Source organism: Agromyces cerinus (genome assembly GCF_016907835.1).
In the GTDB taxonomy this organism is placed as follows: Bacteria; Actinomycetota; Actinomycetes; order Actinomycetales; family Microbacteriaceae; genus Agromyces; species Agromyces nitratus.
Genome location: NZ_JAFBCT010000001.1, coordinates 1520499 through 1535418 on the forward strand (window position 1 = coordinate 1520499; position 14920 = coordinate 1535418).

Here is a 14920-nt window from a genome sequence, read left to right on the forward strand (position 1 = left end):
GCACCGGGTCACTCGGGAGTGGCAGCCGGCGCGACGTCGGTGACCGGATCGGTCACCGGCCTCCCACGATACAGACTCTCGAAGGTCGAGATCGTGCGCTGGATGTCGTGTGCGGCGATCAGCCGGATCGACTCCTCCTTCAGCCTGCGGTACTCGGCCGGCGAGGCCTCGAGCACGATGCGGAGCTTCGCAGCGAGGTCTTCGGCGTTGCTGGGCTCGAAGAGGTATCCGTTCTCGCCGTCGTGCACGAGGTGCGGAAGCGCCATCGCGTTCGCCGCGACGACGGGCAGCGCCGAGGCCATGGCCTCCATCGTCACGATGCTCTGCAGCTCGGCGATCGAGGGCATCGCGAGCACGGACGCGCGGTGGTAGGCCTCGCGGAGCTCGTCATCCGTCACATAGCCGGTGAACTTCACCCGGTCGGCGATGCCGAGTTCGACCGCCAGGTGCTCGAGGTTCTTCTTCTGGTCGCCGCCGCCGACGATCTCGACCTTGGCGTCGAGTTCCTTCGGCAACAACGTGAGCGCTCGCAGGAGCACGTCGATCTGCTTCTCGCCGGTGACTCGACCGACGAAGAGGATGCGGTTCTCGGTGCGCGGCTCCCAGCTCGGCGAATACTTGTGCGCATCGATGCCGCACGAGATCGCGTGCACGCCGACGAGACCGGTGTGCTTCTCGAGGAACTGCGCGGCCTTTCGGGTCGGCGTCGTCACTGCCTCGGCGCGGCCGAAGGTGCGACGTGCGGCCTTCCAGGCGAGACCGACCGCCCACTCCTGCCACGCCGCGGGCAGCAACGTGAACTCGAGCATGTTCTCGGGCATGAAGTGATTGGTGCCGACGATGCGGATGCCGCGCTTCTGCGCTTCGACCGAGAGGCCGCGGCCGGTGATGATGTGCGACTGGAAGTGCACCACGTCGGGCTTGACCTGGTCGATGACCCGGGCGCTGTTCTGCTTGATGCGCCACGGCAGCGCGAACCGCAGCCAGTCGTGCGGGTACCAACGCCAGCTGCGGAGGCGGTGCGCCGTGATCTCCTGACCCTCGTGCACCTCCTTCCAGGTGCCGTGCTTGCGGTTGCCCGCAGGGGCCATGACGTGCACGTCGTGACCGCGCTCGGCGAGGCCTGCAGCGAGGCGTTCGGCGAAGCGTGCGGCGCCGTTGACGTCGGGGGCGAAGGTGTCGGCGCCGATCAGAACCGTGAGCGGTCGCTCGATCTCGGCTCCGGCGGTGCCGGGAGTACTCGCACCGGGGGTGTCTGACACGTGGGGTTGTTCCTCACCATTTCAAGGGATCGAGGGCGATCGGCCCTCGTCGGGGCATCGGGGCGCTGCGATAGGCGGCTCGACGCGCGGACTGAATCCGACGATAGTCTACGCAGCGCACCGGATGCTCCCCTGTGCGCGCATGTCGTCGGAGCAGCCGACACTCAGCTCACAGGCGCGTCTGGGGGTGGTTTCGGGCAAGTTGGAAGACGCCCCACACCGCGATGACCCCGGCCACGATGAACACGCCGATCGCCCAGAGCGGCGCCTGCGACGCCTCACCGAGCACGGCGATGCCGATCGCCACGGCCACCATCGGGTCGACGACCGTCAGCCCCGCGATGACCAGGTCGGGCGGGCCCGACGCGTACGCGTTCTGCACGAAGTACGCGCCGAGTGCGGCGGCGCCCAGCAGCCCGATCAGGCAGAGTGCGGTGAGCCATTCGAACTCGCCCTGCTCCACCCGGCCGATCACGACCTTGGCGAGGGTGGCCACGAAGCCGTAGAGCACGCCGGCCATGATGACGTAGTAGATGGCGCGGATGTGCTGGCGGAACAGCGCGAACGTGACACCGGAGGCCGCGAGCACGATGGCGAGGATGATCAGGATCGTGATCAGTTGCCGCTCGGTGACCGGCTTGTCGACGGCCGTGAACGCGGCGACGCCGACGAAGAGGAACACGCCGCCCACGCACATCACGATCGCCGTGATCGACTTCCGATTCAGCTTCACGTGATTGATGCGCGAGTTGAGGATCGACGTGATGACGAGCGCGATGGCGCCGAGCGGCTGCACCACGATGAGCGGGGCGAAGTAGAGGCTCGACAGCTGGAAGACGATCGCGAGACCGAGCATGACCGTGCCGAGTACCCACGAGGGTCGCGCGAGGAGCAGCGTGAGCTGCTTGAAGTTCAGCCCCTTGCCGAAGCTGTCGACGGTGCGCGACTCGACCTTGACCACGCCTCGGTGCTGGAACTGCGCTCCGAGGGAGAGGAACACCGCGCCGACGAGGGCGAGCGGGATCCCGATGAACTGGGTGGGGTCGAGTGCGATCTGCTCGGTGAGGTCGCTCAGGTCCGGTTCCACGCATCGACCCTACCCGTTCCGTGCCGGATATCCTTGCCGAATGGCCGTGCTCCCCATTCGAATCGCCGGTGACCCGGTGCTGCATTCCCCCGCCCTCCCCATCGAGGAGATCGACGACGAGATCCGCACCCTCGTGGCCGACATGTTCGACACGATGGACGCTGCGCCGGGCGTCGGGCTCGCCGGCCCGCAGGTCGGCGTCGGGTTGCGACTCTTCACCTACGGATGGGTCGACGAAGACGGCACGCGCTGGCGTGGCGTCGCGATCAACCCCGAACTCTGGATCTCGCCGCCTCCTGCCGGCGAGCCCGACATCGATGAGGAGGAGGGCTGCCTCTCCTTCCCCGGCGAGCGATTCGGGCTGCGGCGCGCCGAGCGCGCGATCCTCCGCGCGACCGACCTCGACGGCGAGCGGTTCGAGATCGAGGCCGAGGGATGGCTCGCGCGCATCTTCCAGCACGAGTACGACCACCTCGACGGCACGCTCTACACCGACCGCCTCGGTGAGCGCGATCAGCGCATCGTCGCGAAGATCACCCGCAAGCTCGGCTGGGGCAAGCCCGGCGCGCAATGGATGCCGGGCGTCGACGACCTCGAGGCCTGAGCACCGCCAGACCAGCGGATGCCGCGTGGCGCCGGTTCACCCGAGTGCGCGGATGCCCGCGGCGACGAGCGCGGCGACCGCCACGACCACGATGAACGGCACCCTGAGCGCGTAGAGCGCTGCCGCGACGATCAGCGCGGGAACGCGGGCGTCGATCACGATGTCCTGGCCGACACCGAGCGTCTGCACCGCGATGAGTGCGGCGAGCAGCGCGACGGTCAGGAGGTCGGCGATGCGCGCAGGTCGTTCGCGCTCGAGGAACCCGGCAGGCACGAGGTGCCCGACGAGCTTGAGGGCGAGGGTCGCCGCACTGGCGATGAGGATGATGTGCCACGTGGTCACGACGCGCGCCGCCGATCGAAGAGATTGAACCAGCCGACGACGACCGCGACCACGGCCGCGACGAGCACGGGAAGCCCGGGCATGAGCACCGGTGTGGTGAGGGTTGCGACGACCGCCGCCGCCACCGCGACCGCGCCGGCCTGGAATCGCTTGAGTCGCGGCCACAGGAGCCCGAGGAAGGCCGCGGCCGCCGCGGCATCCAGCCCCCATGCCCGCGTGTCGCCGATCGCGTCGCCGATGAGTGCGCCGACGAGCGTCGTGAGGTTCCAGCCGACGAAGATCGTGATGCCGGTCACCCAGAAGCCGACGCGGGCGGCGCGATCGCTCGGCTGAGCGAGCGCCACCGCCGTCGACTCGTCGATCGTGACCCACGCCGCAGCGACGCGTCGCCAGATGCTGCCGCGCCCGGTGGCCGGATCGACGTCGTCGACGATCGGCTTCATGCGCATGCCGTAGACCACGTTGCGGATGCCGAGCATCGCAGCCGTGGCGATCGCGGACCCGCCCGCGGCGACTCCCCCGCTCGCGAGCACGCCCACGAGTGCGAACTGCGAGCCGCCAGTGAACATCACGAGGCTGAGGAAGCATGTCTGCCAGATGTCGAGGCCCGCGGCCACTGAGAGGGCTCCGAACGAGACGCCGTAGATCGCGGTCGCGAGCCCGACGGCGAGGCTGTCGCGGATGGCCGTCGAGCGCTCGGCGGCAGCGCCCGCGCCGTCGCCGGCGGCAGACGCGTCGGCGGCGGTGCGCTCGTCCACGGACCCTCCTTCTTCCGCTCCTCAGAATATCGGGACGCCTGTGCCCCGACTGGCGCTCGACAGACCTCCGCTAGCGTTGGCGGGTGCTCACCTTCGTGCAGGTCGACCCGACGACCGAGTCCTCGCGCCTGATCCTCCGCCGCTACTACGACGACATCATCGGCCGCTACAACGGGCGGCCCGCGACGGACTCCGAGATCGAGGAGACGCTCGCCGACGAGCCGAGCGATGACCTCCGCGGCGAGACCGGAGCATTCGTCGTCGCCCGCGACGGGCACGAGGTGCTCGGATGCGCCGGAGTCCGCTACATCGACGCCGAAGTCGGTGAACTCACTCGCGTCTTCATCACGTCTGAAGCACGCGGCCGCGGGCTCGGAGCGGCGCTGATCGGCGAGGTCGAGCGCGTCGCCGAACGGCGCGGGGTACGACGCATACGACTCGAAGTGCGCGGTGACCTGGTCGAGGCGCAGCGCCTGTATCGTCGCGCGGGGTATCGGGAGGTTGCGGCGTTCAGCGATGGACCGTACGCCGACCACTGGATGGCCAAGGATCTCGTCGAGCACGGGTGAGCCGACACGGTCGTGTCGAGGAGCCGTCGGGCGGCCGGCGCACTCGCGCCGACCGCCCGACAGAGCGGGATCTATCCGCAGGACCTCCGCTCGTACTCCACGTAGCGCGTGGTCGTGACTTCCTCCCCGTCGATCTCTGCGGTCGCCGTCACCGTCACCTCACCGGCCGGAAGCACCTGCTTCCGTGTCGAGAACGGGTGGAACGCCTTCTCGCCGGGGGCGATGCCGTCGAACGACTTGTCGCCGAACTCGGTGGCCATCGAGACGTCGATCGGAACCTCCTCGGCGTTGACCACCTTGACGGACAGCTTCGCGTTCGGACCGGCGCAACGACTCCCGACCGTCACGTCCATGGCGAGCTCCCGCGCGGGTTCGGGCCTCGCGGTGAAGGCGTGGATCGATCCGTCGTCGGTCAGCGCGTACAGCCAGTCACCACTCACCGAGAGCGCCGAGGCGACGCCGCCACCGAGGTCGTACGAGGCGACCAGCGAACCGTTCGCCCGGTCGAGGGCGAGCAGGCGGCCGTCCCAGGTCCCGGCGTAGACCATGGTTTCTGTGACGAGCGGATGCATCGTCGGAGATCCGACGGCGTCAGCACCGCATCCTGCCCTTCCGGGGTCGTCGGACGGTGCCTCGCCTGGCAGATACCCGACCTCCGTCGCCCAGATCGGGGTGCTCGGGGTCTCCGACGCGGTGTCGTACGCCCTGATGACCCCGTCGATCGCCGCGACGTAGGCGATCTCGCCGCGGATGGCCGGACTCGTGACCGGCGGCGGACCGGGCTCGCACTTCTCGCCGGAGAGGGCGGCGTGCCACAGCACGTGCCCGTCACCGGGATCATGCGCACGGACGCCGTCCTTCGTGACCGTCACGACCTTCGGTTCGCCCTGTTCGGGATCCGTGAGCGCCGGTGACGACATGCTCTGCAGTCCGCCATTCGTGCCCGTGGAGCTAGTCTGCTGACAGGTCGACAGGTCGAGCCCGATGAGCGTCTCGCTCGAACCGCTGTGCATCCAGGCACGGTTGCTCCCGGGCACGCGCACCGCCGTGCTGTGGAACTCGCCCCATGCCGCCGGAGCGGAGAATCCACCGGGCAGCTTGCTGCCGTCTGACGCGTCGCGGCAGATCACACGGCCGTATTCCTGGTACACCGCGACGGCACGCCCCTCGGCAGGGAGGTCGAAGACGCTCACGGGTCCGCCGGCGCGTCCGTACCTTCGCACCGACGTCGCCTGGCGGTGCTCGTCGTCGATGGTCTCCCAGGCGACGGCTCCCGTTTCGGCATCGAGCGCGTAGAGCCGCGCGTTCGACGTCGTGATGTACACCTTGCCCTCGTGCAGGGACGGTGCCGACTCCGCATCGCCGTCGAGGTAGGTGCGCCAGAGCTCGGCACCGGTGCGGGCGTCGTAGGCCAGCATCATGCTGTACGGCGAATCGAACGCCTCCGACGCGACGATGACTCGCCCGTCGGCGATGACCGAGCCATTGAGGTTGAACTGCTCACCGGTGTTCTGGACCCATTGCAGGTCGAGTTCGGCGCCCGGATCCGTCGCTGCCGACGACCGTCCGGCCTCGGTGCCGCCCTGCCGTACCCAGTCCCCGTCGAACGCAGGTTCCTCGTCTGCCGCCTTCGTGACGCTGAACGAGGTCGATCGCTCGGGCCATCCGTTTCCGTCGGTGCCGACGACCGCAAGGTCTGCAGTGTAGTCACCGGCGCGGAGTGCCGGAATCTCGCTCACCGCGCGCGTCCAGGAGGTTCGTGCCGGCGGGCATGGTTCGGGCCCATCACCGCCAGGCTCCACGTAGCAGTTCTCGCGACCGAGTGCGGCTGCGTCCCCGCCGAACGCGAGGTCCTCGGTCCAGACCACCCGTCCTCGAGCGTCCTGCACCGTGACCGTGGCCGTAGCAGGTGTGCGTCCGTCGTCCTCCGCGTAGACCTGCACCGGGACGGGACTGCCCGCATCGAATCGGCCTCCCTCTCCCGGGCTCACGAGTGCGGCATCGTCATCGATCTCGAATTGCCGGTGCGTGCCGAACACGAGTCCGCGGTCTTCGTTCTCAGGCGTCGACTCGTCATCGGTGATGGCCGAGAAGTCCAGGATCTTGTAGTCGGGGCGGGCGCCATCGATTCCGTAGGTGCCCTGGTTGTTGATCTCGACCGAACGGGCGAACGCTCCCCGGCGGTACTCCGCCTGCTGATTGTGCCCGGCTGCGAACATGCGCGTGTCGTAGCGGGCGAGTTCATCGACGATCGGCTGCATCCCGGCGCCCGGACCCCACTTCGTGAACAGGGAACGGTGCGCGAAGACCAGCACCTGCTTGCCCTCCGCGTGACGCTTGAGGTCCTCCTTGAGCCACGCGAGCTGCGGTGCGAGGCCGCGTGCGTCGTAGTTGTCCTCGAGCACCACGACATGGCGGCCGTTGCGGTCGAACGAGTACCACTCCGGGCCCATGTTCTGTCGCCAGAACTCCATGCTTCCGCCGTATCCCGAAGCACCGGCGGGCCCGCCGACGTCGTGATTGCCCATGACTGGATAGAACGGATGTCCGAGGCCTCCGTTACGCAGTCCGTCGCGGAGCACGTCGTAGCCCTTCTGCCGTCGCTCCGTCGCCGCGTAGTCGGTCACGGTCAGGTCTCCGGTCGTGATCGTGAAGCTCGCGTCGTCGACCTCGGAGAGCGTGTGGACCCGCGCGGTCCATGCCGCGAGGGATTCCGCCGCCCGCTCGTCGGTGAAGCCGACCACCTCGGTGTCGGAGACCATCAGCCACGTCTCCGTCGGGTCGGCGGCGTGCTCGTCGGGGACGAGACCGAGGTCGACGCCCTCGGCGGCAGAGCCGCTCGTGTCGACCTTCGAGAAGAACTGCGGTACGAAGTCGTCGCGCAGGGTCGGCGTGAAGCCGTCGGGCGAGACGACGCTGACCAGGTCGGTCGCGCGGCGGGCGGGATCGATGTCGATCTGATAGCGACCGTTCTCATCGGTCGTGGCCCAGACCTGGCCGTCCGTCACTGAGAGCCCCGCCATGCCGGGCTCACCGTCGTCGCGTGTGCCGTCCGCGTCCTGGTCGGTGTACACGATTCCGCTGACCGGCACCGTGGTGCCGGTGTTCGCCCGTGGCGCGACGGTGAACGTGATGGGAGCGACGATGGGGTCGTATCCGTCATTGGCGAGGAAATGCGCCTTCCAGGTGCCGGCCTCGAGGCCGCTGAAGGTGACCGTGCCCGACGGGCCGGCCGTGTACTTCCACATCGTCGCAGCCACGGGACCCGGTTGGTCTGTCGGCCGGTAGATCCCCACCCAGTTCGTCGACGACGGCGTGTCCGTCTTGTAGTTGAACGTCAGCGCATCGCCTTCCTTCGGATTCTGCGTCACGAGCACCAGGTCGTCTGGCACCTCGGTCGCAGTGGCGGCGTAGCCCGGCACCAGCGCCAGGACGAGCGCGCCGGCGAGTACGCCGGCGACGCCACGGACCCGACGAGTGCGCGATGGGCGTCCGTTCGTCGAATCAACAGCGTTCCGACGCGTGCTCGCTTCGGCTCGGAACTTCCGAGACTGCAGCATCCACCACACGCCGAACGCCACGGCGGCTGCAGCCACAAGGCCTGCGAGCACCATCAGGAGGAACGGGATGGACGGCGCAACAGGATGCGCGCCACCCGCGTCGACCACGGGCATCGAGGGATCCGCGTTCACGGTCATCCCGTCGAAGTCCGTGACCACACGATTCAGACCCGCCGACTCGACCAGCGCAGAGAGGTCGAGCTGCGAGACCCGGCACGCCCAGTTGAGCTCGACGACGACGCCACCGGGTGCGCCGACCGAGGAACCCGGGAACGCGGCAGCGTCGGCAGCGCAAGGGCCCGCGACCCGGGCCGCGACGAAGTCGGCAGCGGTCTCGACATCGACGACGTCCTCAGGCAACGTCAGCACGGCCATCGATGACGAACCCGTGCGAACCACGATCTCGGCCTGATGCTCGCCGACGTGAGCGGATGCGGGGAGAGGGACCAACGCTATTGCGAGCCCAACCAGTAAGGAGACGGCAGAGAGCCGTAGAGAGGTTTTCACAGCAGCGAGCGTAGGGACATCCTGAATTGCGGATGCCACATGAACTGAGTGTTCGTCAGGAGTTCACCGTCCCATTCCCGGACCATCGTCACTGCACTCATCCGATGCCGAGCACGCGCTGCACGAACCACACGAGACCGATCAGCGCGACCCCTGACGCGATGACGGCCCCGCCGATGATCGAACTCGTCGGAGCCTGTCGGCGCCACAGCCCGAGCAGCGGGAAGAGCGTGACGATGATCCCGACCTGCACGGCCTCGATGCCCAGGTTGAACACGAGCAACGACCAGAGGAGCGGCCACGAGAACGGCTCGTCGATGCCGAGCGCACCGGCGAACCCGAGTCCGTGCATGAGCCCGAACCCGAATACGACCGCGAGCCTGGCCCAATCGCCGACGTCGAGACGGGTCCTGCCCGGCTGCACGACGAGTGACGCCGCCCGATCGCGACGTGCGCGCCAGAGGTACCACACTGCGACCACGGCGATCGACAACGCGATGACCGGCTCGACGAGCGCCGCGGGAACCGAGATGATGCCGAGCGCCGCGAAGGTGAAGGTGACCGAGTGAGCGACCGTGAACGCGGTCGCCGCCATCACCACGTCCCGAAGGCGCCGCGACCCGATGATGAGTGCGAGCAGGAAGAGAAGGTGATCGATGCCGTAGAGCAGATGTTCGGCACCGAGGACGAAGTACTGCGAGAACCGCTCGATCAACGGCTGCTCCGTGTCGAACTCCGGCGCCTCGCGATTCAGCGTCGCGGTGCTCGTGCGCCCATCGAGTCGATACTCGACGATCGTGACGGTGCCCCGCACGAACTGCTCCTCATCGGGGAAGAGCGTGCTGCGGAATGCGTGAGTGGCAGCCGGCTCGCACGCGAAGTCGAGCGTGAGGAGCGCGTAGGGAACGTCGTGCCGCTCGATCACCCCGAGGGCGCCGGACTGCGCGGGCTCGCACGCTCGTCCATTCGCGCTCACCGCGAAACGGTCGGTCACGTAGCCGACGATGGCGTCGGCATGCGCGTTGAGCGCCGACGACTCCTCTCCCGTCCCGAACGCCGCCATCCCTTCGTCGAAGAACTGCGGCACGTCTCGGCTCCCCGCCACTGAAGCGACGAGCAGGTCGTACTCGAGACCGATCTCGGTGCGGACATGGTCGGCGCCCGGTGCGGTGGCATCGACGTAGACGACCGTCGAGAACCCGTGCGCCGCACCCGGCGCCGCGGGCATGACGGCGGCGATGACGACGATCACCAGTGCGACGATCGGGATGAGGGCACGTCGAATGCCGATACGGATGGACATCTGGCTCCTTCGTAGAACGCAGATGCTCCAACAATCGAGTGAACGGAATCTGGCCGGACGAGAAACGGAGGCTGCAGTGCGATCCGACCCCGAGGCAACGAAAAAGCCCCGCATTCATGGAATGCGGGGCTTGTCGCTCCCCCACTTGGACTCGAACCAAGAACCTACCGGTTAACAGCCGATTGCTCTGCCAATTGAGCTATGGAGGATCGCTTGTTCAGCGATGGATACTCTAGCAAAAGGTTCGCCCGACTCCCAATCCGAGGCCCCCTCGAGAATGCCGAGCCCGAGGTGACCGACTCAGTAGCCCGCGACAGGATCGATCCGGCCCTCGAAGTCGCCGTCGCCGAGGAACGCGCGCACGTTCTGCGAGATGCGCTCCGCGAAGAGCGGCACGGTCATCTCCTCGGTGTCGGCGACGTGCGGCGTCACGATGCAGTTCGGCGCCTGCCAGAGCGGATGCCCCGCCGGCAACGGCTCGGGATCGGTGACGTCGAGCCCGACCCCGCCGAGATGGCCCGACGTCAGGGCGGCGACGAGGGCCTCGGTGTCGACGAGGCCGCCGCGTGCCACGTTGACGAGCACGGCGCCACGAGGCATCCGTTGCAGTTCTCCTTCGCCGATCAATCCGCGTGAGTCGCCTGTGAGTGCCGCTGCGAGCACGACCACGTCGGCGTCGGCGAGTGCCTCACCGAGTCGCGCCGTCGGCAGGGTGCGCTCGGCTCCGACCACCGGCTCCGTGCTGCGCCGCACGACCGTGACGCGCGTCCCGAACGGCTGGAGCAGCCGAATCAGTTCGACGGCGATGCCGCCGGCGCCCACGATCACGACGTTCGCGCCGTAGAGCGTGCGGCCGAGCTCGTCGGCCTGCCACGATGTCGCACGCACACGCCTCGGGAGCTCTCGGAGCACCGCGAGCACGAGCACGAGCGCGTGCTCGGCGACGGGCTGCGCGTACGCGCCCTTCGCGCTGGTCCAGACGCGGCCGTCGCCGGCGGCACGCTCGATCAACCCGGCGAACGCGTCGACGCCCGCCCACGGCAGTTGCAGCCAGCCGATCGAGGGGTGCTCGTCGAGCACCCGTGCGAGGTCGTCGCTTCCGGATGCCGCGGTCCACACGAGTCCGCGGGTCGCCGCCGTCAGCGGGGCGACGACTCCCCCGGCCCGCTCGACCGCGTCGACGAACGCCGGCTCGGCAGTCGGCAGGATCGCGACGGGCCCGGCCTCGACCGGGGTCGCAGCGGCGCGCCGCCCGGCGGCGGCACCGGCCACGACGCGGTGCCGTGCACGTGAGACGGATGCCGCGGCATCCGTCATACCGAAGGCCCCAGGTCGAGATCGTCGATCACGGCGTGTCCGGCGTCGAGCGCCCCGGCCAGGGCCATCACGTACGGATGCTTCGGATCGTCGAGCACCTCGTCGATCGTGCCGATGGCGACGAGCCGACCCCGGTCGAGCACCGCCACGCGCTCGGCGGTGCTTCGCAGCACGGGAAGGTCGTGGCTGATGATGACCGCCGAGAAGGTGTGCTCCTGTCGGAGCTCGCCGATCAGCTGCGCCACCACGTCGCGCACGGTGAGATCGATTCCCGCCGTGGGTTCATCGGCGATGAGCACCGATGGCCCCAGCACGAGCGCGCGGGCCAGCGCGACGCGCTGCCGTTGACCGCCCGAGAGCTCGTACGGGTACATGTCGAGCTTGCCGAGCGAGAGACGCACCCCGTCGAGCATCGTGGCGACCCGGGTCGCCAGGGCGCGCGCGTTGTACCGGTGGTCGCGCTCGAGGATCGGCTCGCCGATGATCTCGGCGACGGTGCGGTCGGCGGGCAGCGTCGACGCGGCGTCCTGCGGCAGGTAGCCGACATGGAACTGGTACTCGGGCACCTTGCGCTTCGGGAGGCGGCGGAGCGACTGCCCGAGCACGGTGGCGTCACCGCCGGTGATGAGCGGCCGGCCCTCGGCCGCGCGCGTGTCGAACGCGACACCCGAGAGCAGCTTGGCGAGGGTGCTCTTGCCGCTGCCGGCGCTGCCGAGCAGCCCGAGCACCTCCCCGGGCGCCACTGTGAGGCTCAGCCCGTGCAGCGTCACATGCGCCGGGCTCGGACCCCTCGCCGGATACTCGACCGACAAGTCGTCGAGCACGATCGGATAGCCGTGGGCCGCGCCACGCATCACACGGCCTCCCGGAGTCGGCGAAGCTCCTCGCGACGCTCGGCCTGCGCGATCGGATCGGGTACCGGCAGCGACGCGAGGAGCCGCTGCGTGTACGGGTCGCTCGGTGCGCCGAGCACCTCGGCACCCGTGCCCTCCTCGACGAGCGATCCGCGGTAGAGCACGGCGATGCGGTCGGCGAGGATGTCCACGACGGCGAGGTCGTGGCTGATGAAGAGCGAGGCGAAGCCGAACTCGCGCTGCAGCTCGGCGAAGAGCTCGAGCACGCGCGCCTGCACCGAGACGTCGAGCGCCGACGTCGGCTCATCGGCGATCAGCAGTTCGGGCTCGAGCGCGAGCGCCCGGGCGAGGCTCGCGCGCTGACGCTGGCCGCCCGACAGCTCGTGCGGGTAGCGGTCTCCGTAGGCCTTCGGCAACTGCACCGCCTCGAGCAACTCGTCGACCCGCTTGCGCGCCGCGGCCGGGTTCGATGCCCTGCCATGGATCACGAGGGGCTCGGCGACGCACTCGGCGATCGTCAGCAGCGGATTGAAGCTCGACGCCGGGTCTTGGAAGACGAAGCCGATTCGGCTGCGGAGCGGCCGGAACTCGCGCTCGCGCACCCCGTTCATCTCGTGGCCGAGCACGCGCAGCGAACCGCCGGTGACCTTCGTCAGCCCGGCGATCGCACGGCCGATGGTGGTCTTGCCCGAGCCCGACTCCCCCACGAGCCCGAGCACCTCGCCCGGACGGATCACGAAGTCGACACCGCCGACGGCCTGGAAACCGGGTCGCCCGAAGCGGCCCGGGTAGACGATCTCGAGACCGGATGCCTCGACCACGGGCGCCTGCTCGACCCAGTCGGCCGGTCGCTTCGCCGCGCGCTCGATGGCGCTCGCCGTGCCGGTGCCGACATACGGCACCGCAGCGAGCAGGGCCTTCGTGTACTCGGCCTGGGCGAGGCGAAGAGCGTCTTGGCGTCGGCCTCTTCGACCACCTTGCCCTGGTACATCACGGCCACACGGTCGGCGAGGTCGGCGACGACGCCCATGTTGTGCGTGATGAGCACGATGCCCATGCCGAACTCGTCGCGGCAACGGCGGAGCAGATCGAGGATCTCGGCCTGCACGGTCACGTCGAGCGCCGTGGTCGGCTCGTCGGCGACGATCAGGCCGGGGTCGAGCACGAGCGCCATGGCGATGACGATGCGCTGCTTCTGACCGCCCGAGAACTGGTGCGGGTAGTGATCGACTCGGTGCTCGGGGTCGGGGATGCCGACCCGACCGAGGATCTCGATCGCCTTCGCACGTGCGTCCTTCGCCGAGATCGACGAGTGGGCGCGGAGGCCTTCGATGATCTGCCAGCCGACGGTGTACACCGGGTTCAGGGCGCTCGAGGGCTCCTGGAACACCATCGCGACATCCGTGCCCCTGACGGCGCGCAACTGCTTCTTCGAGAGCGACACGACATCGCTCTCGGAGGTGCCGGCCTTGTTCGAGAGGATGACGGCGCCGCTCGCGGTGGCCGTGTCGGGCAGCAGGCCGAGGATCGTCTTCGCGGTGACGGTCTTGCCGGACCCCGACTCGCCGACGATCGCGAGGACCTCGCCGCGCTCGACCTTCAGCGAGACGTCGTCGACCGCCTTGACGGCGCCGGCGTCGGTGGCGAACGAGACGCCGAGTCGCTCGATGTTGACGACCGTGCTCATGAGCGGACCCCGATTCCGTGTTCGTCGAATGATTCGCCGTCTTCGAGCCCCGCGAGCCCTCCGGGACCCGCGATCAGCGTGCCGCCGGGAACGACCGAGGTCTCGGCGACCTCGCCGGAGGCCTGTGCGACGCGTCGGCGGCCGCGCAGGCGCGGGTCGGCGAGGTCGTTCAGGCTCTCGCCGACGAGCGTGATGCCGAGCACCACGAGCACGATCGCGATGCCCGGGTAGAGCGCCGTCCACCAGATCCCGCTCGAGACGTCGGAGAGCGCCTTGTTGAGGTCGTAGCCCCACTCCGCGGCCGCCGTCGGCTCGATGCCGAAGCCGAGGAAGCCGAGGCCCGCGAGGGTCAGGATCGCCTCGGACGAGTTCAAGGTGAAGATCAGCGGCAGGGTGCGGGTGGCGTTCCGCAGCACGTGACGGAACATGACCCGGCCGTTCGAGGCGCCGAGCACCTTGGCGGACTCGACGTACGCCTCAGCCTTGATGCGCACGGTCTCGGCACGGATCACCCGGAAGTACTGCGGGATGAACACGACCGTGATCGAGATCGCCGCGGCGAAGACGCCGCCCCACAGGTTGGACTGACCGCCCGAGATGACGATCGCCATGACGATCGCGAGCAGCAGCGACGGGAACGCGTAGATCGCGTCGCACACCACGACGAGCACGCGGTCGAGCCAGCCGCCGAAGTATCCGGAGACGAGGCCGAGCAGCACGCCCGCGAAGATCGACAGGATGACCGCGATGACGATGACGTACAGGGCGGTCTGGGCGCCCCACAGCACGCGCGAGAGCACGTCGTAGCCGCCGACGGTCGTGCCGAAGAGGTGTTCGGCCGACGGAGGCTGCTGGCTGCCGAAGGGGCCCTGGGCATCGCGCAACTGCGCGAAGCCGAACGGGGCGATGAGCGGCGCGAAGATCGCGACCAGCACGAAGAGGCCGGTGAGCACGAGGCCTGCGACGAGCATGCCTCGCTGGAGGCCGACGCTCTGGCGCAGCTGGTGCACGACGGGAAGCCGGTCGCGCAGGCGCCGCTTCGGCGGCTGGATGACGGTGTCGGTCGACAT

At 68.9% G+C, this 14920-nt stretch carries 11 protein-coding genes, 1 tRNA gene and 1 pseudogene; 2 read left to right on the forward strand and 11 right to left on the reverse strand.

The features are described from left to right. Positions 1–8 precede the first annotated feature (8 nt). On the reverse strand, positions 9–1262 hold the full coding sequence (locus JOE59_RS07025; protein ID WP_307836988.1) for a glycosyltransferase: 1254 nt from the start codon (positions 1260–1262) through the stop codon (positions 9–11). A gap of 169 nt (positions 1263–1431) precedes the next feature. Beyond that, on the reverse strand, positions 1432–2349 hold the full coding sequence (locus JOE59_RS07030) for a DMT family transporter (RefSeq protein ID WP_307836989.1): 918 nt from the start codon (positions 2347–2349) through the stop codon (positions 1432–1434). Between the two features lie 40 nt (positions 2350–2389). On the opposite strand from JOE59_RS07030, the gene def reads away from it, so the two are divergent. Then, on the forward strand, positions 2390–2953 hold the full coding sequence (gene def / locus JOE59_RS07035; protein WP_204459526.1) for a peptide deformylase: 564 nt from the start codon (positions 2390–2392) through the stop codon (positions 2951–2953). Between the two features lie 36 nt (positions 2954–2989). Here def and JOE59_RS07040 read toward each other — a convergent pair whose 3' ends face one another. Together JOE59_RS07040 and JOE59_RS07045 are read right to left on the reverse strand one after the other, a co-directional pair. After that, entirely contained in the window at positions 2990–3295 is a 306-nt protein-coding gene (locus JOE59_RS07040) for an AzlD domain-containing protein (protein WP_204459527.1), read from the reverse strand. After that, a complete protein-coding gene (locus tag JOE59_RS07045) occupies positions 3292–3978 on the reverse strand; it encodes an AzlC family ABC transporter permease (protein ID WP_307837128.1) in 687 nt (228 codons plus the stop codon). Before JOE59_RS07045 ends, JOE59_RS07040 begins: the two co-directional genes overlap by 4 nt. Positions 3979–4136: 158 nt before the next feature. Here JOE59_RS07045 and JOE59_RS07050 point away from each other — a divergent pair, with 158 nt between their 5' ends. Next, the gene (locus JOE59_RS07050; RefSeq protein ID WP_204459529.1) at positions 4137–4622 is read left to right on the forward strand and encodes a GNAT family N-acetyltransferase; all 486 of its coding nucleotides are present in this window, start codon (positions 4137–4139) and stop codon (positions 4620–4622) included. Positions 4623–4693: 71 nt separating this feature from the next. Here JOE59_RS07050 and JOE59_RS07055 read toward each other — a convergent pair whose 3' ends face one another. The 7 genes and pseudogenes from JOE59_RS07055 to JOE59_RS07085 form a co-directional block, all read right to left on the reverse strand. Beyond that, entirely contained in the window at positions 4694–8632 is a 3939-nt protein-coding gene (locus tag JOE59_RS07055) for an outer membrane protein assembly factor BamB family protein (RefSeq protein ID WP_204459530.1), read from the reverse strand. Between the two features lie 154 nt (positions 8633–8786). Next, a complete protein-coding gene (locus tag JOE59_RS07060; protein ID WP_204459531.1) occupies positions 8787–9992 on the reverse strand; it encodes a HupE/UreJ family protein in 1206 nt (401 codons plus the stop codon). A 136-nt stretch (positions 9993–10128) separates the two neighbouring features. Beyond that, positions 10129–10201 (reverse strand) — tRNA-Asn (locus tag JOE59_RS07065). 91 nt (positions 10202–10292) lie between these two features. Further along, positions 10293–11309, reverse strand: coding sequence for a D-isomer specific 2-hydroxyacid dehydrogenase family protein (locus JOE59_RS07070; RefSeq protein WP_204459532.1), 1017 nt, complete (start codon positions 11307–11309; stop codon positions 10293–10295). Beyond that, on the reverse strand, positions 11306–12163 hold the full coding sequence (locus tag JOE59_RS07075) for an ATP-binding cassette domain-containing protein (protein WP_204463291.1): 858 nt from the start codon (positions 12161–12163) through the stop codon (positions 11306–11308). Before JOE59_RS07075 ends, JOE59_RS07070 begins: the two co-directional genes overlap by 4 nt. Next, a pseudogene (locus JOE59_RS07080) lies at positions 12163–13850 on the reverse strand (ABC transporter ATP-binding protein). The gene JOE59_RS07075 and the pseudogene JOE59_RS07080 overlap by 1 nt, the downstream one beginning before the upstream one ends. Continuing rightward, positions 13847–14920: an ABC transporter permease gene (locus JOE59_RS07085; protein ID WP_204459533.1), complete on the reverse strand. Its 1074-nt coding sequence runs from the start codon at positions 14918–14920 to the stop codon at positions 13847–13849. Before JOE59_RS07085 ends, JOE59_RS07080 begins: the two are co-directional and overlap by 4 nt.